Consider the following 21,224-nt stretch of genomic DNA (forward strand, 5'->3'; position numbering starts at 1 on the left):
GCAAATTCTATCGGGCCACATTCAGGGTACCCGAAAGTTTTCTCCAATCTGTCCCAACGACCCGCCCGGCTCGACCGCCGTGCTCTGCCCTTCATGACCCAAAGCACCACCCCTCTCTCGTACAAAGACGCCGGCGTTGATATTGTTGCTGGCGACGCGCTCGTCGAACGCATCAAGCCGCTGGCCAAAAAGACCATGCGCGAGGGCGTGCTGGCCGGCATCGGTGGTTTCGGAGCGCTGTTTGAAGTGCCTAAGCGCTACAAGGAACCGGTGCTGGTGAGCGGCACCGACGGCGTGGGCACCAAGCTCAAGCTGGCATTTGAATGGAACATGCACGACACCGTGGGCATCGACCTGGTGGGCATGAGCGTGAACGATGTGCTGGTGCAAGGCGCCGAACCGCTGTTCTTTCTGGATTACTTTGCCTGCGGCAAGCTTGACGTAGACACGGCGGCTGCAGTGGTGGGCGGCATTGCCCACGGCTGCGAGCTTTCCGGCTGTGCCCTGATCGGCGGCGAAACCGCCGAAATGCCCGGCATGTACCCAGCTGGTGAATATGACTTGGCCGGTTTTTGTGTCGGCGCAGTCGAAAAATCCAAGATCCTGACCGGCCAAAGCGTGAAGCCTGGCGACGTGGTGCTGGGCCTGGCCTCGCACGGCGTGCATTCCAATGGTTTTTCGCTGGTGCGCAAGTGCATCGAACGCGCCGGCAGCGACCTGCCCGCCACACTGGACGGCCAGCCGTTCAAGCAAGCCATCATGGCGCCCACCCGCCTGTACGTGAAAAACGTGCTGGCCACGCTGGCCAAGCACCCGGTGAAGGCCTTGGCACACATCACCGGCGGCGGCTTGTTGGAAAACATCCCGCGCGTGCTGCCCGAAGGCACCGCCGCCCACCTCACCAAGGGTAGCTGGCCGCAGACCGAGCTGTTCGCCTGGCTGCAGGCCACGGCCGGCATCGATGACATCGAGATGAACCGCACCTTCAACAACGGCATCGGCATGGTGGTGGTGATCGCTGCTGAAGAAGCTGCCGCCTGCGCCGCCACGCTGCGCGCACTGGGCGAGACGGTCTATGACATTGGCACCATCGGTGCACGCGGTGACGGCGCCGCAGTCACAGTGGACTGAAACGGCCCCGTTGCCCAGGGGCTACAACAGCTGCTCAGACATCAGCACCCGCACGCCTGGCGCCGCGGCCAGAGCCGCTTCCAGCAGGTGGTGTGCAATGCGATCGGCCGGCACCACCCGGTAGCGCCGCGGCAGCAACGGCTGCAGCCAGGTTGAAAGACGCACCGCCAGCTGCTCGGCGGGCCGCTGTTGCTGGCGCTCACCGCCGATCAAGCCGGGCCGCACACTGGTGAGCGAGCCGTAACCCAGGGCCTGCAAATCACGCTCCAGTTCGCCCTTGGTGCGCGAATAAAACACACGAGATGCCGGATCAGCCCCCAACGCCGAGTTGAGCGCATAGGCCTTGGCACCATGCTGCCGCGCCAGCCGCGCCACCTGCAATGGGTAGTCGTGGTCCACACGGTAAAACGCAGCCTGTGACCCCGCGACCTTGATGGTCGTGCCCAGGGTGCAGACCACCGCGTCCACAGCCCACCACTCGGCATCAACGGGCCATTGGTCAAAGTCGACCAGTGGGTTGAGCAGTTTGGGGTGTGGCGACAGAGCGCTGCGCGTGGGCGCCACCACCTGGTGTACCCGTGCATCTGCCAGCGCTTGCTGCAGCACGCAGTGCCCCACCAGACCCGTGGCACCGACCAGCATCAAACGTGACATAGCGTGCTTTCTTGAATGGAAAACCGATTGTGGCGCCGCCGCGAGAGCTGCCGCCAAAGAGCGCCGTTCACCGTCGCCGGGCGTCGATGTTGTCCAGCAACGCTCGGTAACCCGGCAAACGGCTGCCACCCAATGCAACCGCTTTCGAAGCGGCTTGGTGCGCAGCGTCCAGCTGGCCCAGCTCCAGCCGCACCTGGGCCAGGTTGTTCCAGGCATCGGCAAAGTCCGGGTGCGCCAAGGTGGTGGCTTCAAACGCGCGTGCGGCATCTTCCCGGCGCCCCAAGGCGTAAGCGGTGTTGCCCAGGCCCAGCAGGCTGATGCGGTGCCCAGGCCAGGCGGCCAGCGCGGTGGTGTAGGCTGTTTGGGCTGCTTGCGGGTCCACCCGCTCCAGCGGGGCCACGGCACGGGCCCAGTCGTCTGGCTGTGCGGTGGCAGGCAATTGGTTGGGTAGGCTGACCCGGAACGCCCAGTGGTCCGACCGCGCCCAGGTGTGCTCAAAGGTGGCCAAGGGCATGGTCATGCGGGCCGTGGTGCCCGAATGCAGCAAGATCTCTCGGCGCACGCGGTCAAAGCCGACCACCACCGCGTAATGCCACATGGGCGAGATGGGCAGCGACAGGTTTTGCAGCACCAGCACCGGGTGGCCACTGGCCACCTCGGTGAGCACGGCCTGCAAGCTGGGTAGCAGCGGATAGGCCACAAGGCCCTGGCGGCGCGCGGCCGCCAGCATTTCCAACTGCAAGGCGCCCTGGCGCCCGGGCAGATACACCTGCGGTGTGAGCTGCTCGGGCGTGACCGATTTGCCGGCCGCCTGCACCACCATGGCCAAGGTGGCCGGACCACACAGGTTGTCGTCTTGTGGGTGAAATGGCACCTGATCCAGCAACACGCGGTCGGGCAACTGCACCGGCCACTGCCGTTCCAGCTGCGCCAGTTGCGGGGTAGCGGCACAGCCACCCAAGAAGAGCACAGCACAAAGCAGAACCCCCGCCAAGGCGGGGGTGGCATGGCGAAGTCGCCAGACGCTCATCGAATGCTGCGGGTGAACGGGAACACTTTGGTCAGGCCCATGATGTCGGTTACCAACAGAATCAGAAACACGGTGAACAACACGCCCACCACGCCAGCACCGGCAGGCGCCTGGTCGACGCGGTCGGCCAGTTGGGCCACTTCGGCGTCAGACAAGGCCTGCACACGGGCAATGGCGTCGCTGGCGCTCACGCCCTGTGCTTGCAGCGAGCTTTGAACGTCCTCACGGGAGAAGAAGGCAGCAACGCGCTCGCGGTCGGCATCGCCAGCGGCGGTCACCATGGCTTGCTCGGTGGACACCATGGAGGCTTGAGCCGATAGGGGAACGCCTGCGAGCATGACGCAAGGAATCATGACGGCGGCGACAAGGCGGTAAAGTTTTTTCAGCATGGTGACGGTTCTCATTGGATTGGACTTTGCTGCGAAAAAATCACAGCGCCGATGGCATTGTTGAAGGGCTTGAGGTGGTGGGTCAACCCCGGTTACAACCCCACACATGAAGCGCCCAAAATGTAAAAAAGTCTGTTCGGTGACGCACAGACGGCACCAATATTCGCGCTCGGGTTGCGTGCGCACGAGCGTGCATCAGTTCAAGGCGCGGCGCAGTTCCTGAAGGCGTTCACCGATGGCATCCTGGTCCAGCGCGTCGTCTGTCTGCGCCATGTAAGTGTCGAGGTCGGCCACAGCCAGCCGGTTGTCGCCCATTTCTGCCCAGGCCAGGCCACGGTCGCGGTATTCGGTCCAGGCGTCGGGCAGCAAGATGAGCAAGCGGTCCAGCACCGCAATGAGGCGCAGCCAGTCCTCTTGTGTGCGGTGCACTTCTTTCAGATTGCGCAGCATGCGCGCCAAGATATCGCGTGGTGTTGCGGCCTGCAGGTAAAGCCCCACCGGCACGTCGAAATCGTCCACCAGGCCATTGCGGCGCTTGTAGGGTTCCAGCCGCTCAGACAAGTCTTCCCGGCTCAACGACTGCCCGGTGAACGGGTCGATCACGACCTGCCCGTTCGGCAAATTCACCTTGACCATGAAATGGCCGGGGAAATTGATACCCCTCGCCTTGAGCCCAAGACCTTGGGCCAATTCAAGCCACAAGACGGCCAGCGCAATGGGAATGCCGCGCCGCGTGCGCAGCACCACGTTGAGGTAGCTGTTGTCGGGGTCGTAATAATTGTTGACGTTGCCGCCAAATCCCATGTCCCGAAAGAAAAACTGGTTGAGCACGCGCAGCCGCTGCAGGGGGTCGGTCACATCGCCACAGCGCCGGCGCGCCCGGGCCAGCAGTTGGTCCACGTCGCCCAGCACCTGCTGCACATCCAGATCGGGGTACTCGTCTTGCGCAATGGCCGCAGCGGCTTCCAGCAGCGGAAAACTGTCGTCATCACAGACCAACGCAGCGAAATAACCCAACGGCGTGGGCACAGAAAAATCAAAGGCAGAGGACATGAGTTGCAACGCCAGTCAGCGCCATGAAGCGGCAATGGCCCCTATTTTCTGACGAACTGGCGCAGATTCAAACCCGCCAGCAGCAAGGCCAGGAAATAGACCAGCATGCCGCCGCCCACACACAACGCCAGCAAGCCCACACGCTGCAGGGCCTGGCCCTCGAAACCCAGCCATGCAAACCGCGCTGCCGCCCACATCAGAAACACCGCCAGCAGCGCACTGGCCGCCACCACCTGCAAGCCAAAACGCGCCCAGCCCGGCGTGGGCATGTAGGCACCGCGGCGCATCAGCCCAATCAACAGCCACAAGGCATTGACCATAGCCCCTAGTCCAATGGCCAGAGCCAAGCCAGCATGGGCAAAATGCGGCACCAGCAACAGGTTCAAACATTGCGTCAGCACCAGCACCACAATGGCGATCTTCACCGGCGTGCGGATATCTTGCCGAGCGTAAAAACCGGGTGCAAGCACCTTGATGGCGATCAGACCCAGCAAGCCAGCGCCGTAGCCCATCAGCGCCACCGACGTCTGCTGCACATCGGCTGCGGTGAATGCACCGTAGTGGTACAGCACCGCCACCAACGGCTTGGCAAAAGTGAGCAAGGCCACCGCGCACGGCACGGCCAGCAAAACCACCAACCGCAGCCCCCAGTCCAGCAGGCCACTGTAGCGCACCGCATCGTCAGCCGCCTTGGCCGCAGCCAGCTGCGGGAGCAACACCACACCCAATGCCACACCCAGCATGGCCGTCGGGAACTCCATCAAACGGTCGGCATAGGTCAGCCAGCTCACACTGCCCGTCACCAGATGGGACGCGATCTGGGTGTTGATCAGCAGCGAAATCTGGGCCACGCTCACGCCCAGCAAGGCCGGCAGCATCAAGGTGGTGACGCGCCGCGTGCCCGGGTGGTTCCAGGCCGCTTTGAGCGAAGACCAGCGCAACCGGACGTGCGGCAGCATGCCCAGGCGGTGCAGCGCGGGAATTTGAACAGCCAGTTGCAGCGAACCACCCAGCAGTACACCACCGGCCATGGCATAGATGGGCTCGATACCCAGGCTTTCAAACCAGGGTGCGCCCCAGTAAGCAGCAGCGATCATGGCCACATTGAGCAGCACCGGCGTGGCAGCCGGCACGGCAAAGCGCTTCCAGGTGTTCAGCACACCCGCTGAGAGGGCCACAAACGACATGAAGGCGATGTAAGGGAACATCCAGCGCGTCATAAAAACGGCCGCCTCAAAACCCTGCGGGCTTTGCTTCAGACCGCTGGCCATGGCCCACACCAGCACTGGAGCGCCGGCAACACCCAACACACAGGTGATGGTCAGGGCCCAGGCCAGCACCGTGGCAATCTGGTCCACCATCTGACGGGTCGCCTCGTCCCCCTCTTTTTCGCGCACACCCGCCAGCACGGGCACAAAAGCCTGGCTGAACGCCCCTTCTGCAAACAGACGGCGCAGCAAATTGGGAATGCGAAAAGCGACGTTGAACGCATCGGTCAGCGCACTGGCGCCAAACGTAGCGGCCATCAACAGCTCACGCACCAAGCCAGTGATGCGTGAAACCAGCGTGAGCAAAGAAACGAGGGAGGCGGATTTAAACAAGGTCACGCAGGAAGTGTACCCAGCGCCCAGCAAACCGTTTTCAGCCCGCCCCGGTCAAATGAAGCATCCTGCGCGGTGGCTGGGAGCAAGGCACTTCAAGCGCACAACCCGGATCATGCTAGAATTTTGGGCTTTGCTGGCATCATCTCCAAACACTTGAAGGAAAATCACCATGGCAACCAAGCCGAAGAAAAAAAACCCCCGTCTGGCATCTGGCCGTAAACGCGTTCGCCAAGACGTCAAGATCAACGCCGCAAACACCTCGCTGCGCTCGAAGTACCGCACCGCCGTGAAAAACGTCGAAAAGGCCGTTTTGGCCGGCGACAAGACCAAGGCAACCGAATTGTTTGCCAAGATGCAAAAAGTGGTGGACATCGTGGCCGACAAAGGCATCTTCCACAAGAACAAGGCCGCTCGCGACAAGAGCCGTCTGTCCAACAAGGTCAAAGCACTGGCTCTCGCCGCTGCCTGATCACACACCGGCCTGATCACTCAGGCCACAGCCCAGACCTACAAAGGTCTGCCGTTTGAAACCGGTGCGCTGCCAGCAAACAAAGCAAACAACCGCCTTCGGGCGGTTTTTTGTTGCCCGAATATTCCTGCCCCTAAAAAAACGGAAGGTAAGGCACAGGTCAACGGCTGACAACACGCCTATCAGCCCCCTGATCTGATGGTGCAGGCCGTACACAGGCAGTGATCAGTCAGTTTTTTGCTTGACCAAAGAAAAAGGCCGCTAGGAGCGCATTCCTAGCAGCCTTTGTCACAGGGTATGGTGGAGCTGGGGGGATTTGAACCCCCGTCCGCAAGCCTTCTTCGAGCAGTTCTACATGTGTAGCCATCTGGTTTGGGTCTCACATTTTGTATCGCACAGTGGCACGCTATACAAAACGCCAGCAACCTATTGTCTTGCCATGCGCTAAGTTACCCAACGCACGACCAGCCTATTAAATTATCTTTGCAGCCTGGACTCTCGCGGCTTGCGCCGTCTGAACCCTTGCCCAGCCCATAGGCCTGCTGTTGCAAAGCTCACCGGCAATTAAGCGGCGAGTGCGAAACGTTCGTCGTTTGCAGTTAGTTTTTTTTCTGCGGTTTAACGAGGTGACAGAACCTCGACATGCCCTGCTGCGCGTCCGAACCCACGTCGAAACCAGTGCAGCCCCTGAACCACCAAGTTTAAGGCAATTCCAGCAATTTCAAGACCCCCAGCGGATAAGTTACCTCGGCATCGGCACCCCAGCTCGAAACATCGGCATCCATACCCAAGTAACCATAACGCGCAGCCACGGTTGGCATGCCGGCGGCCCGGCCAGCCGCGATGTCTCGCTCGTCATCGCCCACATACAAACACACACTGGGCGACAGATTGAGGCGACGAGCGGCCTCCAGCAGAGGTGCGGGATGGGGTTTGGCGTGTGGCGTGGTGTCGCCACTGATGATCGTTCCAGCGGTGCCGAACAGCGGCATGGCTTGCGTTAGGGGCAAGGTGAAACGCTGCGCCTTGTTGGTGACAACACCCCAGAACAATCCGTGGCCCCGCAGCACGTCCAGCAGCTCGCCCACCCCCGCAAACGCTTGCGTACGCTGCATCAGGCAAGCTTCGTAGTGCACAAAAAACTCTTCTTTGTGCGCCTCGTAGTCTTTGTGCTCGGGTGCCATGTCAAACGCTACACGCAGCATGCCACATGCGCCAGCACCCGCCATTGGCCGGTACCGCTCCAACGGCAAGGACGGCAGCCCGCGGGCTGTGCGCATCAGGTCTGCCGCTGCGCCCAGATCGGGGGCACTGTCAATCAGCGTGCCATCCAAGTCAAACAACACGGCACGTATGCCAGTGAATACACGCCCGGTCACGGCTTTCGAGTCGCTAACATGTAGTTTACGCTGGTATCTGGGCTCAACCAGTACCGGCGCGTGAAGGGGTTGTATTCCATGCCACGGGTTTCGGCCAACTCCAGCCCACCCATCCGACAGAACCCCGCCAACTCACTGGGGCGAATCATCTTGGCGTATTCGTGGGTGCCTTTGGGTAGCAGCTGCAACACATATTCCGCACCGATGATGGCAAACAGAAACGACTTGGGGTTGCGGTTGATGGTGGAAAAGAATACCCAGCCACCGGGCTTCACCAAATCGGAACAGGCTTTGACCACCGACGCAGGATCGGGTACGTGCTCCAACATTTCCATGCAGGTCACGACGTCAAAACTGCCCGGCTGCTCAAGCGCAATGGCCTCGGCGCTGATCTCGCGGTAGGTCACGTTGCGGGTCTCGGCCTCGAGTGCATGCAGCTGGGCCACGCGCAGGGCTTTGACAGACAGATCAATGCCCGTAACCTGCTCACCCTTGCGGGCCATGGAGTCGGACAAGATACCGCCACCACACCCCACATCAAGCACATGCTTGCCGCTCAAGCTCACGAGTCCATCAATCCAGTTCAGCCGCAAGGGGTTGATCTGGTGCAAAGGGCGGAACTCACTCTCTGGGTCCCACCAGCGGTGAGCAAGGTCAGAAAATTTGGCCAGTTCGGCCGGATCGGCGTTGACGTGTGTATTCATGGTGTGATTATCAGGCGCCAAAAAAAAACCGCGCCGTAGCGCGGTATTTTTCGCCTGGGCGAAAAGTTGATCAGTTGGCTCGGGTGCCGACAACTTCAACTTCAACGCGGCGGTTCTTGGCACGGCCTTCGCGGGTGCTGTTGTCAGCCACAGGCTGGGTCAGACCCTTGCCTTCGGTGTAGATGCGGTTGCTTTCGATGCCCTTGCTCACCAAGTAGGCCTTGACGGCTTCGGCGCGGCGGTTCGACAGAGCCTGATTGTAGCCAGCAGCGCCGGTGGAGTCGGTGTGACCCACAGCAATGACGACTTCCAGGTTGATGCCACCCACTTTGCCAGCCAGATCGTCCAGCTTGGCTTTACCTTCGGGCTTCAACACAGCTTTGTCAAAGTCAAAGAAAGCGTCAGCGGCGTAGGTCACCTTGGCAGCAGCAGCTGGTGCAGGAGCCGGTGCTGGGGCAGGAGCCGGTGCAGGTGCTGGAGCAGCAGCTGGGGCCGGTGCTGGCGCAGGTGCTGGAGCGGGTGCAGCGGCCTTGGGCACGATGGCGCCGTCGCAGGTTGCGGCTGCCGTAGCAGGGGTCCAGCTGGCATCGCGCCAGCAAAGTTCGTTGGTGCCGTTTTTCCAAACGGTGCCGTCAGCAGCGCGCCAGTTGTCAATGGTCTGGGCGCCAGCGGCCGTTGCCATGGCGGCGGTTGCAATCAGCATTGCCACTTTGTTCAATTTTTTCATGGTATTCCTCTAGGTAAACCGCAGACAAACTGCGTAAATCAATGACGCTGAGAGTGACCACCACTCAAAACGTTGGATTTTATTGTGCCACAAGCCAGCGATAGGGAGTCGGATGGGGACAGCCCGGGCTGCAAGCACCTCCAACCAACGCCCCATATTTGTTGTTGATGCACCACAATCGATGAAATTCGAGGCCTTCTTTGGACGCCCTTAAAATGACGGGTTGCCTTTCGGCTCTTACATGGATATCTGCACCCGCTCATGACACAGTTTGCCAAAGAGACACTGCCCATCAGTCTTGAAGAAGAGATGCGCCGCAGCTACCTCGATTACGCCATGAGCGTGATCGTGGGCCGTGCCCTGCCTGATGCACGCGACGGCTTGAAACCCGTGCACCGGCGGGTGCTGTTTGCCATGCACGAGTTGAACAACGACTGGAACCGCCCTTACAAGAAGTCGGCTCGTATCGTGGGTGACGTGATTGGTAAATACCACCCCCACGGCGACAGCGCGGTGTACGACACCATCGTTCGCATGGCGCAAGATTTTTCACTGCGCCACATGCTGGTGGACGGCCAGGGCAACTTCGGCTCGGTGGACGGCGACAACGCTGCTGCCATGCGGTACACGGAAATTCGCCTGTCGAAGATCGCGCATGAAATGCTGGCCGACATTGACAAGGAAACGGTCAACTTCGGCCCCAACTACGATGGTTCCGAAAAAGAACCGCTGGTGTTGCCGTCGCGGCTACCCAATTTGCTAGTGAACGGATCGTCGGGTATTGCCGTGGGCATGGCGACCAACATTCCGCCGCACAACCTCAACGAGGTGGTGGACGCGTGCCTTCACATGCTCAAGAGCCCCGAGGCGACGATCGACGATCTGATGGAAATCATCCCGGCGCCCGACTTCCCCACGGCCGGCATCATTTACGGCATCAATGGGGTGAAGGACGGCTACCGCACCGGCCGCGGCCGCGTGGTGATGCGAGCCAAGTGCCACTTTGAAGACATTGACAAGGGCCAGCGCCAGTCGATCATCGTCGACGAGCTGCCCTACCAGGTCAACAAGAAGACGCTGCAGGAGCGCATTGCCGAGTTGGTGCACGAGAAGAAAATTGAGGGCATCAGCCACATTCAGGACGAGTCGGACAAATCGGGCATGCGCCTGGTGATCGAGCTCAAGCGCGGAGAAGTGCCTGAGGTGGTGCTGAACAACCTGTACAAACAGACGCAGTTGCAGGACACCTTTGGCATCAACATGGTGGCCCTGATCGATGGTCAGCCGCGCCTGTGCAACCTGCGTGAATTGATTCAGGTGTTTCTGGAGCACCGCCGCGAAGTGGTGACACGCCGAACGGTGTTCAACCTTCGCAAGGCCCGCGAACGGGGCCATGTGCTGGAAGGCCTGGCCGTGGCGCTGGCCAACATCGACGAATTCATCAAAATCATCCGCGAATCGCCCACCCCGCCCGTGGCCAAGGCCGAGCTGATGACCCGCAGTTGGGACAGCCAACTGGTGCGCGAGATGTTGACCCGTTCGCGCCAGGACGGTGGCGTGATCAACGCCGACGACTACCGCCCCGACGGTCTGGAAAAAGAACTCGGCATGGGTGGCGATGGCCTGTACCGGCTATCTGAAACGCAGGCGCAAGAGATCTTGCAAATGCGCCTGCAACGCCTGACCGGGCTTGAGCAAGACAAGATCGTGGCCGAGTACAAGGAAGTCATGGGCGTCATCGACGACCTGTTGGACATCCTGGCCAAGCCCGAGCGCGTGTCCACCATCATTGGTGAAGAGCTGACCGAAGTGAAGATGGAGTTTGGCCAGACCAAACTGGGCGCCCGACGCAGCGAGATCGAGCACAGCGCGCAAGACCTGAGCACCGAAGACCTGATCACGCCCACCGACATGGTGGTAACGCTGAGCCACAGTGGCTACATCAAGAGCCAGCCTTTGAGCGAATACCGCTCTCAAAAACGTGGCGGACGCGGCAAGCAGGCCACGGCCACCAAAGAAGACGACTGGATCGACCAGTTGTTTATTGCCAATACACACGACTACATCCTGTGTTTCTCCAACCGTGGCCGGCTGTACTGGCTGAAGGTGTGGGAAGTGCCTGCCGGCTCGCGCGGTTCGCGCGGTCGTCCCATTGTCAATATGTTCCCGCTGCAAGAGGGCGAAAAGATCAACGTGGTGCTGCCGCTGACCGGCGCAGCGCGCAGCTTCCCCGAAGACCGCTATGTGTTCATGGCAACGTCCATGGGCACGGTCAAGAAAACGGCGCTCAACGAATTCAGCAACCCGCGCAAGGCCGGCATCATTGCCGTGGACCTGGACGCAGGCGACTACCTGATCGGCGCCGCGTTGACCGATGGACAGCACGATGTGATGCTGTTCAGCGACGGCGGCAAAGCCGTCCGGTTTGATGAAAACGATGTGCGACCGATGGGCCGCAATGCGCGTGGCGTGCGCGGTATGTTGATCGAAGAAACACAGAATGTAATTGCCATGCTGGTGGCCGAGCGGGACGATACGCCTGTGGGCACATCGCCCGAAGCCACCCGACTGAGCGTGCTGACCGCCACCATCAACGGCTACGGCAAGCGCACTCCGATTGCGGAATACACCCGCCACGGCCGCGGCACCAAAGGCATGATCGCGATTCAGCAAAGCGAGCGCAACGGCAAGGTGGTGGCCGCCACACTGGTCCACACCGACGACGAGATCATGCTGATCACGGACAAGGGCGTGCTGGTGCGCACCCGGGTGAGCGAGATCCGCGAAATGGGTCGCGCCACACAGGGTGTGACCCTGATCGCGCTGGACGAAGGCGCCGAACTTTCGGGCCTGCAACGCATTGTGGAAAACGATGCGAACGCACCGACTGAAGGCATTGATCCAGTCGACGATGAGGGCATCGAGCCCGAGGGAACGCCTGCGCCTTGATGAACCCACCGTGTGCCGGCTTTACGTGGGCGGCACGCGGTGCTCTGAACATCCTTTTGGCCACTTGCCGCGTGGCCCAAGCACCTGATCTTTTGCCATGAACCGCCCATATAACTTTTCTGCCGGACCCGCCGCCATGCCCGCCGAGGTCCTGCAACAAGCGGCCGAGGAGATGCTGGACTGGCAGGGCAGCGGCATAGGCGTGATGGAAATGAGCCACCGCGGCAAAGAGTTCATGTCCATCATTGCCGCAGCAGAATCTGATTTGCGGGAACTGTTGGCGGTGCCCGCACATTTCCGCATCTTGTTCATGCAGGGCGGCGGTCTGGCTGAAAACGCCATCGTGCCGATGAACTTGTCACGCGGTGGTGTGATCGACTTTGTTGTTACCGGAGGCTGGAGCCAGAAGTCGTTCAAGGAAGCGTGCAAGTACGGGCAGCCCCACCTGGCAGCCAGCAACGAGGCCGATGGCCACACCAGCCTGCCCGCACCAAGCAGCTGGCAGCTCAGTGCCAACGCACAGTATGTGCACCTGTGCAGCAACGAAACGATTCACGGCGTGGAGGTGCACGCACTGCCTGACCTGAAGGCCCTGGGCAGTGACCTACCGTTGGTGATTGACTTTTCATCGCACGTGGCTTCCCGCAGCTTGGACTGGTCGCGCGTGGGCTTGGCCTTTGGTGGCGCCCAGAAAAACCTAGGGCCGGCCGGTCTCACCCTGGTGGTGGTGCGCGAAGACCTGCTGGGCCACGCGCTGTCCATCTGCCCGAGTGCGTTCGACTACAAGACCGTTGCCGACAACAGCTCGATGTACAACACGCCGCCCACCTATGCCATTTACATGGCCGGCCTCACCTTCCAGTGGCTCAAGCGCCAGCGCGAAGGAGGTCTGAGCGGCGTAGCGGCCATAGAGCACCGCAACATGGCCAAAGCCCGGCGTTTGTACGAGTTCATTGATGGATCACAGCTGTACTTGAACAAGGTGGCCAAAGAATGCCGCTCGCGCATGAACATCCCCTTCTTTCTTCGTGACGAAAGCCGCAACGAAGCTTTTCTGGCTGGCGCCAAGGCGCGTGGCTTGCTGCAACTCAAGGGCCACAAGTCCGTGGGTGGCATGCGAGCGAGTCTTTACAACGCCATGCCGCTTGCCGGTGTTGATGCGCTCGTTGCCTACATGGGCGAATTTGAACAAACACAGGCCTGAAGCAAGTCTCAGCCACACCCAGGACCATGAGTCAACAACCTATCCAGTCTGAAGCCCTCGCAGGTCTTCGCGTGCAGATCGATTCGATCGACAAACAACTGCTCAGCCTGCTCAACCAGCGCGCCCATGTGGCCGAACAGGTGGGCGAAATCAAAAGGGCCGAGGGCTCTCCATTTTTCCGACCAGACCGTGTGGCCCAGGTCATCGACAAGATCACCCAGGCCAACACGGGGCCGCTGAAGAACGAGCACGTGGCGTCGATCTGGCGCGAAATCATGTCGGCCTGCCTGGCCCTGGAAGCCCCTCAGCGCGTGGCGGTTTTGGGCCCGCAGGGCACCTTTTGCGAACAAGCCGCCATTGAATTTTTTGGCAGCGCCGCGAACCTGATTTACTGCGCCAACTTTGACGAAGTCTTTCACGCCACTGCAGCGGGCACCGCGCAATACGGTGTGGTGGGCATGGAAAACTCGACCGAAGGCGTGGTGGCGCGCTCGCTCGACCTGTTCTTGCGCTCGCCGGTGCACGTGGTGGGGGAAGTCAGCCTGTTGATTCGCCACAACCTGCTTCGCCAAACCAATTCAGACGCGGGCATTGAAGTGGTCATGGCGCACCCACAGGCTTTGGCACAGTGCCAAGGCTGGCTGAGCCAACACCTGCCGCTGGCCGAGCGCCGCGCGGTGTCCAGCAATGCAGAAGGGGCGCGCCTGGCTGCGACCAACCCGACCTGGGCGGCCTTGGCCAGTGAGCGAGCTGCCAGCCAATTTGGCCTGCACATCGTGCACCACGCTATCCAGGACGAGGCCTACAACCGCACACGTTTCGCTGTGATTTGTCTGCCGCACACCCTGGCCACGCCACCGGCTTCGGGCAAAGACTGCACCAGCCTGGTGGTGTCGGTGCCCAACCGGCCGGGTGCGGTGCACGACCTGCTGGTGCCACTGAAAAACAACGGTGTGTCCATGACGCGGTTCGAATCACGGCCGGCCAAGTCCGGGCAGTGGGAATACTATTTCTACATCGACCTGGCTGGCCACCCTTCGCAGCCACACGTGGCCGCGGCCCTGGAAGAACTCAAGGGGCTCTGCGCCTTTTACAAGGTGCTGGGCGCCTACCCGGTGAACGAATGAAGCCGGGTCCCCTCATCAACCCAACCGCACCGGGCTCATGGCCTGCCGATGCAGCTTGGAGCGCCACGACAGCGCTCTGGATGGAGTCTTATGTTTGAACAACTCGGCCTGATCGGCTGCGGCCTGATGGGCGGATCGTTCGCCATCGCGCTCAAACGCGCCGGCCTGGTGAAACGTGTGGTGGGTTACAGCAAATCGCCCTCCACCACCGAGCGAGCGCGCCAAATGGGTGTGATCGACGTGGAAGCGCCATCGGCGCTGCTGGCCGTGTCGGGTGCCGATCTGGTGCTACTGGCCGTACCGGTGTCCGCCACCGAAGCCACCTTCAAGGCCATTCGGCACCTCGTGCGCAGTGACACTCTGGTGATGGACGTGGGTTCGACCAAGCGGGATGTGATCGATGCCGCTCGCCGGGTTCTGCGCGACCAGGTGGGCGTGTTTGTGCCTGCGCATCCCATCACGGGCAAAGAGTTGTCGGGTGTGGAGCATGCCGACGCCGACCTGTACGCCGGTCGCCAGGTCATCCTGACACCCATTGAGCGCACGTTCACAGCGCAACTCAACAAAGCGCAGGCCGTGTGGACCGCCCTGGGGTGCCACGTCAAGCAGATGTCACCTGAGGCGCACGACGCCACTTATGCGGCGGTCAGCCACCTGCCACACATGATCGCGTTTGCGCTCATGAACGCCATCCAGGGCCAGGCTCAGGGTGACGAGTTCTTGTCACTCGCTGGCCCGGGCTTTCGCGACTTCACCCGCATCGCGGCCAGTGAGCCGAGCGTCTGGCGCGACATTTTGGTGTCCAACCGGGAGGAACTGCTAGCACAGTCCAAGCATTTTCAGCGCGCCCTGCACGCACTGGAGGTGGCGATCACCTCTGACGACCCAGACGCACTGGAAACGCTGATTGAACAAGCCAGCAGCACCCGCGCCCAATGGCGCATGACCGCCATCAAACCGCAAAGCTGAGCACGCCTGCGGCGCTGCCCACACCCATTTCCGCATGTTCTCCATCGATCACCTCGACATACCGCCGCTCGCCAGCGCGGGCGGTACGGTCCGGCTTCCGGGCTCCAAAAGCATCTCCAACCGCGTGCTGCTGCTCGCTGCGCTCAGCGTGGGCCACACCGACATTGTTGACCTGCTCGACTCCGACGACACGCAGGTGATGCTTTCGGCGCTGGCTCAACTGGGTTGCCGCATCGAACCCCAGCCCGACGGCGCGCTGCGCGTGCACGGCCTCGGTGGGCAGCTGGCCGTGCGCGATGCCCAACTGTTTCTGGGCAATGCCGGCACCGCCATGCGCCCACTCACCGCCGCACTCGCGCTGATGGCGTCGCTACACGGCGGCACCTTTGAACTCAGTGGTATCGCCCGCATGCACGAGCGCCCCATTGGCGACCTCGTGGACGCACTGCGCCAGCTGGGCTGCCCTGTGGATTGCCTGGGAACCGAAGGCTACCCGCCCCTCAAACTGGGCAACGGTGTGCCGCAAACGCTGTCACTTGGTGAGCCGATCCGGGTGCGCGGTGACGTGTCCAGCCAGTTTTTGACCGCCCTGCTGCTGGCGCTTCCGCTGGTTGCGCAAGGCCAACCCATCGTGATCGAGGTGGTGGGCGAGCTGATCTCACGTCCGTACATTGAAATCACCCTGAACCTGCTGGAAAAATTCGGGGTCCTCGTGCAGCGGGACGGTTGGCAGCGCTTCACCATTCCTGCAGGCAGCCGCTACGCCTCGCCCGGCCGCATCCCGGTGGAGGGCGACGCCTCGTCGGCCAGCTACTTCATTGCGCTGGGTGCCATAGCCCCCTCCTCACCCGGCACCGACGGCATCACCATCGAAGGCGTGGGCCTGGCATCCATCCAGGGCGACATCCGTTTTGTCGAAGCCGCCCGGCTCATGGGCGCCGACATCACCGGTGACGCCAACGCCCTGCGCGTGCGGCGCGGCGCCTGGCCACTCAAAGCCATCGACCTGGACTGCAACCACATACCCGACGCAGCCATGACCCTGGCCGTGATGGCGCTTTACGCCGACGGCACTACCACCCTGCGCAATATTGCCAGCTGGCGCGTCAAGGAAACCGACCGCATTGCAGCCATGGCCAACGAATGCCGCAAGCTCGGCGCCACGGTCGAAGAAGGTGCCGACTTCATCCGCATCACACCGCCCACGACCTGGACCACGGGCAGCATCCACACGTACGATGACCACCGGGTCGCTATGTGCTTCTCGCTGGCCGCCTTCAACCCGTCCGGCCTGCCGGTGCGCATAGAAGACCCGAAATGCGTGGGCAAAACCTTCCCAGACTATTTCGAAACCCTGTTTGGCGTGTGCCGGTCCGATGCGGCCCGCATCCCGGTGATATGTATCGACGGCCCCACCGCCTCGGGCAAAGGCACGCTGTCAGCCGAAGTGGCCGCGCAACTGGGCTACCACCTGCTGGACTCGGGCGCGCTGTACCGGCTGGTCGGACTGGCGGCCGAACGCGCAGGCCTCTCCACCACCGAAGCGTCCCTGCGTGAACCGGCCCAAGCGCAGCGGCTCGGCGCCCTGGCCGCGGGTTTGAACGTGCGGTTTACCGGCCAACACATGCTGCTCAATGGCGAGGACGTGACCGAAGCGGTGCGCACCGAAGCCGCTGGCATGGCGGCGTCGCGCGTGTCGGCCGTGCCCGAGGTTCGGGCTGCGCTGCTGGCCTTGCAACACGGCTTTTGCCAGTTGCCAGGCTTGGTGGCCGACGGGCGGGACATGGGCACCGTGATCTTTCCAGAGGCACCCTTGAAGGTGTACCTGACCGCCACCGCCACGCAGCGCGCCCAGCGGCGGCATAAGCAATTGATTTCAAAAGGAATTGCTGCTAATATCGCAGACCTTTTGGCAGACTTGGAAATGCGCGATTTGCGGGACTCCACCCGTTCACACGCACCGCTCAAGCCCGCCGCAGACGCCTTGTTACTGGACAACTCTGAACTCAACGTCGAGCAATCGGTGCAACAGGTTTTGAGCTGGTGGCAAGGCAAAACGGTGTTTTCAGGCCACTGAAAACACCACCTTGATGGCCCAGACGGCACAGCCGGGCGTTCCCAGCCCGCAGGCCTTATGGTTCTTTCACTTAACCCCGCGGTGCTGCGCACCGCAACGTCAACGCCGCCCATCCGTCGATCTCCATGCGTACCGCCGCAAGGCTGTGCTGCATCCCGACGCTGAGTGGTCTTAGGAAATTCAATGTCTGAATCTTTTGCCGCCCTGTTCGAAGAGTCCCTGAAACGCGCCGAAATGCGCTCGGGCGAAGTCATCACCGCTGAAGTTGTGCGCATTGAGCACAGCCACGTGGTGGTCAACGCTGGCCTCAAGTCCGAAGCCTACGTGCCGCTCGCCGAATTCAAGAACGATCTGGGCGAACTCGAAGTCCAGGTGGGCGACTTTGTGTCGGTCGCTATCGACTCCGTGGAAAACGGCTTCGGCGACACCCTGCTGTCGCGCGACAAGGCCAAGCGCCTGGCCTCGTGGATGTCTCTGGAAAAAGCACTCGAGTCGGGCGAATTCGTCACCGGCACGACCTCCAGCAAAGTCAAGGGCGGCCTCAAGGTCATGGTCAACGGCATCAGCGCGTTCCTGCCAGGCTCGCTGGTGGACAGCCGTCCAACCAAGGACCTGACCCCGTACGAAAACAAGACCCTGGAATTCAAGGTCATCAAGCTCGACCGCAAGCGCAACAACGTGGTGCTGAGCCGCCGCGCTGTGGTGGAAGCCTCCATGGGCGAAGAGCGCGCCAAGCTGATGGACACCTTGAAAGAAGGCGCCATCGTTCACGGCGTGGTCAAGAACATCACCGAATACGGTGCGTTCGTGGACCTGGGCGGTATCGACGGCCTGCTGCACATCACCGACATGGCATGGCGCCGCGTCCGTCACCCAAGCGAAGTGGTGACGGCTGGCCAGGAAATCACCGCCAAGATCCTGAAGTTCGACACCGAGAAGCACCGCGTTTCCCTGGGTCTGAAGCAGATGGGCGACGACCCATGGATGGGCGTTGCTCGCCGCTACCCACAAAGCACCCGCATGTTCGGCAAGATCACCAACATCGCCGACTACGGCGCATTTGTTGAGCTGGAGCCAGGCATCGAAGGTCTGGTCCACGTGTCCGAAATGGACTGGACCAACAAGAACGTGGCCCCATCCAAGCTGGTGTCGCTGGGCGACGAAGTCGAAGTCATGGTGCTCGACATCGACGAAGACAAGCGCCGCATCTCCCTGGGCATGAAGCAGTGCCGCGCCAACCCATGGCACGAGTTTGCCGAGCAGACCAAGCGCGGTGACCGCGTCAAGGGTCCGATCAAGTCGATCACCGACTTCGGCGTGTTCGTGGGTCTGGCTGCTGGTATCGACGGTCTGGTGCACCTGTCCGACCTGTCCTGGAACGAAACCGGCGAAGCTGCTGTGCGCAACTTCAAGAAGGGCCAGGAAGTGGAAGCCATCGTGCTGGCCATCGACGTGGAGCGCGAGCGCATTTCCCTCGGTATCAAGCAGCTCGACGGCGACCCGTTCACGACCTTCGTGTCGGTGAACGACAAGGGCTCCGTCGTGACCGGCAAGGTCAAGACCGTGGATGCCAAGGGTGCTGAGATTGACCTGGGTGAAGACGTGCTGGGCTACTTGCGCGCCTCCGAAATCAGCCGCGACCGCGTGGAAGACGCGCGCAACGTGCTGAAAGAAGGCGACGAAGTCACCACCGTGGTGATGAACATCGACCGCAAGACCCGCAACATCCAGCTGTCGATCAAGGCCAAAGACATGGCTGACCAGAACGAAGCCATGGCTTCGCTGAGCCAGCAGTCTTCCCGCGAAAACGCTGGCACCACCAGCCTGGGCGCCCTGCTGCGCGCCAAGCTCGACAACAACAACTGAGCCGACTGAACCTGGGTGGGTGCGCAAGCGCCCACCCGTTTCAGCCCAACAGCCTGATCGAGCTTTTTCCCAGACATGACCCGAAGCGACCTCGTTGAAGCCTTGGCCGGCCGTTTTGGCCAGCTCACCCACCGCGATGCGGAATTCGCCGTCAAGACGATTCTCGACGCGATGGGCGACGCCCTCGTCAAGGGCCACCGAATCGAAATTCGGGGTTTTGGCAGCTTTTCGGTCAACCGCCGCTCACCCCGCATCGGGCGCAATCCGCGCTCGGGCGAGAGCGTCATGATTCCGGAAAAGCGCGTGCCGCATTTCAAGCCGGGCAAAGCCCTGCGTGAACAGGTGGACGCCAAGACCGCAGAAATACTGGGACGCGAACCCCAAACACCCGCTTGAAGGCGACTGCCCCGCGCAGCGACCTGATCGCTACAATCGTTCCTCCACAAAGGGGATGATTTGAAATACCTGATGTGGCTGCTCAATGCAGCCATTTTTTTTGTCCTGTTCGCTTTCGCGCTGAACAACCAGGAACCCGTCACGCTGCGCCTGTTTTTCGGGGCCAGCTGGCAGGCGCCTCTGGTGCTCGTCTTGCTGATGGTGCTGGTGCTGGGCGTCTTTCTGGGTGTGGCCGTCATGCTGCCCCTGTGGCTGCGGGCCAAAAAAGCCCGGCGTCAACACGCAACGGCCAGCACTGCCTTTGACACCGATTCCACCCTGATGCCGAGCCAAAACGATCCGCGACATGGACTTTGACCTAACCTGGCTGCTGTGGGGCCTGCCCCTGGCGTTTGCCTTGGGCTGGGGCGCTTCGAGGCTGGACCTACGCCAGTGGCGCATGGAAAGCCGACAAGCGCCCAAGGCCTACTTTCGAGGCCTGAACTACCTGCTCAACGAGCAGCAAGACCAAGCCATCGACGCCTTCATTGAAGCCGTTCAAGGCGACCCCGACACCGCCGAACTGCACTTTGCCCTGGGCAACCTGTTCCGCCGCCGGGGCGACTACGACCGCGCCGTGCGGGTGCACGAGCATCTGCTGGCCCGCGCAGACCTCAGCCGCAAAGACCGCGACCGCGCCCAGCACGCCCTGGCGCTGGACTTTCTGAAAGCTGGGCTGCTGGACCGTGCAGAAACCGCTCTGCACAAGCTAGAAGGCTCGGCCTTTGAAGGCGAAGCACTGCTGGCCCTCTTGGCCATTTACGAGCGCTCACGCGATTGGCCCCAGGCCAAGCGCATTGCACAACGGCTCGAAACCGCCGAACAAGGCAGCTTCACCACACGGCTCGCGCACTACCTGTGCGAGGAAGCCGAACAAGCGCAGCGCAGCGGCAACACCACCTTGGCCGCACGGCTGTTGGCTGAAGCCGTTGAAAAAGCGCCGCAGCTGGCTCGGGGCTGGATGGCACTGTCCAGCCTCAAGATCCAGACTGGCGATCCCACAGGCGCGTTTGACGCACTGGTACAGCTGAGCCAGCAAGCACCGCAAGGCATGCCACTGGCCGCGCGCGCGCTGGCCGACCTCGGCGAGCAAACCGATCGGCAGGCACAAGCATTGGCGCTGCTGCAGGCCTGCCATGACCGGGCGCCGTCGCTGGACGTGACAGACGCCCTGGCCAGCCTGAGTGCGGACCCACTAACGGCCCGCTCACGCTACCTCAGCCATCTGGAACGCGAACCCTCGCTGGTCATCGCCACCCAATGGCTGGCAGGTGAACCGCTGTCGCAACCCGATGCAAAAACCCGGGTGCAAGCCGCACTGGAACAGGCCAGCGCTCCACTCAAGCGCTACCGCTGCGCCGCCTGTGGTTTCGAAGCCAGGCAGCACTTCTGGCAGTGCCCAGGCTGCCAGGCCTGGGACAGCTACCCGGCCCGTCGCGTCGAAGAGCTGTAGAAGC

General features: G+C 61.7%; 19 protein-coding genes and 1 other RNA gene. 11 read left to right on the forward strand and 9 right to left on the reverse strand.

The annotated features are described in order from the left end of the window. The first annotated feature begins 93 nt into the window (after positions 1–93). Positions 94–1,131, forward strand: a complete 1,038-nt coding sequence (purM, locus tag ACTG4K_RS07090) for a phosphoribosylformylglycinamidine cyclo-ligase (protein ID WP_439113480.1) — start codon at positions 94–96, stop codon at positions 1,129–1,131. 21 nt (positions 1,132–1,152) lie between these two features. On the opposite strand, the gene ACTG4K_RS07095 is transcribed toward purM, so the two are convergent. The 5 genes from ACTG4K_RS07095 to murJ form a co-directional block, all read right to left on the reverse strand. Then, on the reverse strand, positions 1,153–1,785 hold the full coding sequence (locus ACTG4K_RS07095; protein ID WP_439113481.1) for an NAD-dependent dehydratase: 633 nt from the start codon (positions 1,783–1,785) through the stop codon (positions 1,153–1,155). 67 nt (positions 1,786–1,852) lie between these two features. Further along, a complete protein-coding gene (locus ACTG4K_RS07100; RefSeq protein WP_439113482.1) occupies positions 1,853–2,755 on the reverse strand; it encodes a PA2778 family cysteine peptidase in 903 nt (300 codons plus the stop codon). A 56-nt stretch (positions 2,756–2,811) separates the two neighbouring features. Then, on the reverse strand, positions 2,812–3,204 hold the full coding sequence (locus ACTG4K_RS07105; protein WP_439113483.1) for a PA2779 family protein: 393 nt from the start codon (positions 3,202–3,204) through the stop codon (positions 2,812–2,814). Between the two features lie 195 nt (positions 3,205–3,399). Then, a complete protein-coding gene (locus ACTG4K_RS07110; RefSeq protein ID WP_439113484.1) occupies positions 3,400–4,257 on the reverse strand; it encodes a SirB1 family protein in 858 nt (285 codons plus the stop codon). Positions 4,258–4,298: 41 nt separating this feature from the next. Next, on the reverse strand, positions 4,299–5,864 hold the full coding sequence (gene murJ / locus ACTG4K_RS07115) for a murein biosynthesis integral membrane protein MurJ (protein ID WP_439113485.1): 1,566 nt from the start codon (positions 5,862–5,864) through the stop codon (positions 4,299–4,301). A gap of 166 nt (positions 5,865–6,030) precedes the next feature. On the opposite strand from murJ, the gene rpsT reads away from it, so the two are divergent. Next, positions 6,031–6,330, forward strand: a complete 300-nt coding sequence (gene rpsT / locus ACTG4K_RS07120) for a 30S ribosomal protein S20 (protein ID WP_439113486.1) — start codon at positions 6,031–6,033, stop codon at positions 6,328–6,330. Positions 6,331–6,628: 298 nt separating this feature from the next. Here the strand turns inward: rpsT and ssrA are convergent. From ssrA to ompA, 4 genes are all read right to left on the reverse strand, one after another. Next, positions 6,629–7,018: a transfer-messenger RNA gene (ssrA, locus tag ACTG4K_RS07125) on the reverse strand. Between the two features lie 13 nt (positions 7,019–7,031). Beyond that, positions 7,032–7,676, reverse strand: a complete 645-nt coding sequence (locus ACTG4K_RS07130) for an HAD-IA family hydrolase (RefSeq protein WP_439113487.1) — start codon at positions 7,674–7,676, stop codon at positions 7,032–7,034. 29 nt (positions 7,677–7,705) lie between these two features. Continuing rightward, positions 7,706–8,413, reverse strand: coding sequence for a bifunctional 2-polyprenyl-6-hydroxyphenol methylase/3-demethylubiquinol 3-O-methyltransferase UbiG (gene ubiG / locus ACTG4K_RS07135; protein ID WP_439113488.1), 708 nt, complete (start codon positions 8,411–8,413; stop codon positions 7,706–7,708). 70 nt (positions 8,414–8,483) lie between these two features. Beyond that, complete coding sequence (gene ompA, locus ACTG4K_RS07140; RefSeq protein ID WP_439113489.1) at positions 8,484–9,140, reverse strand: outer membrane protein OmpA; 657 nt, start codon at positions 9,138–9,140, stop codon at positions 8,484–8,486. 261 nt (positions 9,141–9,401) lie between these two features. Here ompA and gyrA point away from each other — a divergent pair, with 261 nt between their 5' ends. The 9 genes from gyrA (at position 9,402) to lapB (ending at position 21,220) form a co-directional block, all read left to right on the forward strand. Then, positions 9,402–12,089: a DNA gyrase subunit A gene (gene gyrA / locus ACTG4K_RS07145; protein WP_439113490.1), complete on the forward strand. Its 2,688-nt coding sequence runs from the start codon at positions 9,402–9,404 to the stop codon at positions 12,087–12,089. Positions 12,090–12,186: 97 nt separating this feature from the next. After that, positions 12,187–13,293 carry a 3-phosphoserine/phosphohydroxythreonine transaminase gene (gene serC / locus ACTG4K_RS07150; RefSeq protein ID WP_439113491.1) on the forward strand — a complete coding sequence of 369 codons (1,107 nt, stop codon included), beginning with the start codon at positions 12,187–12,189 and terminating at the stop codon, positions 13,291–13,293. A 26-nt stretch (positions 13,294–13,319) separates the two neighbouring features. Next, complete coding sequence (pheA, locus tag ACTG4K_RS07155; RefSeq protein ID WP_439113492.1) at positions 13,320–14,420, forward strand: prephenate dehydratase; 1,101 nt, start codon at positions 13,320–13,322, stop codon at positions 14,418–14,420. Between the two features lie 90 nt (positions 14,421–14,510). Next, positions 14,511–15,389: a prephenate dehydrogenase gene (locus ACTG4K_RS07160; protein ID WP_439113493.1), complete on the forward strand. Its 879-nt coding sequence runs from the start codon at positions 14,511–14,513 to the stop codon at positions 15,387–15,389. A gap of 34 nt (positions 15,390–15,423) precedes the next feature. Beyond that, positions 15,424–17,466, forward strand: coding sequence for a bifunctional 3-phosphoshikimate 1-carboxyvinyltransferase/cytidylate kinase (locus tag ACTG4K_RS07165; RefSeq protein ID WP_439113494.1), 2,043 nt, complete (start codon positions 15,424–15,426; stop codon positions 17,464–17,466). Positions 17,467–17,649: 183 nt separating this feature from the next. Beyond that, positions 17,650–19,332 (forward strand): 30S ribosomal protein S1, encoded by a 1,683-nt coding sequence (gene rpsA, locus ACTG4K_RS07170; RefSeq protein ID WP_439113495.1) that lies wholly within the window; start codon positions 17,650–17,652, stop codon positions 19,330–19,332. A gap of 75 nt (positions 19,333–19,407) precedes the next feature. Beyond that, positions 19,408–19,728 (forward strand): integration host factor subunit beta, encoded by a 321-nt coding sequence (locus tag ACTG4K_RS07175; protein ID WP_439113496.1) that lies wholly within the window; start codon positions 19,408–19,410, stop codon positions 19,726–19,728. A 60-nt stretch (positions 19,729–19,788) separates the two neighbouring features. Then, entirely contained in the window at positions 19,789–20,085 is a 297-nt protein-coding gene (locus tag ACTG4K_RS07180; RefSeq protein WP_439113497.1) for a lipopolysaccharide assembly protein LapA domain-containing protein, read from the forward strand. Beyond that, positions 20,075–21,220: a lipopolysaccharide assembly protein LapB gene (gene lapB / locus ACTG4K_RS07185; protein ID WP_439113498.1), complete on the forward strand. Its 1,146-nt coding sequence runs from the start codon at positions 20,075–20,077 to the stop codon at positions 21,218–21,220. The genes ACTG4K_RS07180 and lapB overlap by 11 nt, the downstream gene beginning before the upstream one ends. The last annotated feature ends 4 nt before the right edge of the window (positions 21,221–21,224 follow it).

The organism is Hydrogenophaga sp. (assembly GCF_965657535.1).
Classification (GTDB): domain Bacteria; phylum Pseudomonadota; class Gammaproteobacteria; order Burkholderiales; family Burkholderiaceae_C; genus Hydrogenophaga.

What these genes read in the sequence shown, in the direction of transcription:
- purM (WP_439113480.1), top strand. Translation starts at nt 94, where the DNA reads ATGACCCAAAGCACCACCCCTCTCTCGTACAAAGACGCCGGCGTTGAT.
- ACTG4K_RS07095 (WP_439113481.1), bottom strand. Translation starts at nt 1,785, where the DNA reads ATGTCACGTTTGATGCTGGTCGGTGCCACGGGTCTGGTGGGGCACTGC.
- ACTG4K_RS07105 (WP_439113483.1), bottom strand. Translation starts at nt 3,204, where the DNA reads ATGCTGAAAAAACTTTACCGCCTTGTCGCCGCCGTCATGATTCCTTGC.
- ACTG4K_RS07110 (WP_439113484.1), bottom strand. Translation starts at nt 4,257, where the DNA reads ATGTCCTCTGCCTTTGATTTTTCTGTGCCCACGCCGTTGGGTTATTTC.
- rpsT (WP_439113486.1), top strand. Translation starts at nt 6,031, where the DNA reads ATGGCAACCAAGCCGAAGAAAAAAAACCCCCGTCTGGCATCTGGCCGT.
- ubiG (WP_439113488.1), bottom strand. Translation starts at nt 8,413, where the DNA reads ATGAATACACACGTCAACGCCGATCCGGCCGAACTGGCCAAATTTTCT.
- ompA (WP_439113489.1), bottom strand. Translation starts at nt 9,140, where the DNA reads ATGAAAAAATTGAACAAAGTGGCAATGCTGATTGCAACCGCCGCCATG.
- gyrA (WP_439113490.1), top strand. Translation starts at nt 9,402, where the DNA reads ATGACACAGTTTGCCAAAGAGACACTGCCCATCAGTCTTGAAGAAGAG.
- serC (WP_439113491.1), top strand. Translation starts at nt 12,187, where the DNA reads ATGAACCGCCCATATAACTTTTCTGCCGGACCCGCCGCCATGCCCGCC.
- pheA (WP_439113492.1), top strand. Translation starts at nt 13,320, where the DNA reads ATGAGTCAACAACCTATCCAGTCTGAAGCCCTCGCAGGTCTTCGCGTG.
- ACTG4K_RS07160 (WP_439113493.1), top strand. Translation starts at nt 14,511, where the DNA reads ATGTTTGAACAACTCGGCCTGATCGGCTGCGGCCTGATGGGCGGATCG.
- ACTG4K_RS07165 (WP_439113494.1), top strand. Translation starts at nt 15,424, where the DNA reads ATGTTCTCCATCGATCACCTCGACATACCGCCGCTCGCCAGCGCGGGC.
- rpsA (WP_439113495.1), top strand. Translation starts at nt 17,650, where the DNA reads ATGTCTGAATCTTTTGCCGCCCTGTTCGAAGAGTCCCTGAAACGCGCC.
- ACTG4K_RS07175 (WP_439113496.1), top strand. Translation starts at nt 19,408, where the DNA reads ATGACCCGAAGCGACCTCGTTGAAGCCTTGGCCGGCCGTTTTGGCCAG.
- lapB (WP_439113498.1), top strand. Translation starts at nt 20,075, where the DNA reads ATGGACTTTGACCTAACCTGGCTGCTGTGGGGCCTGCCCCTGGCGTTT.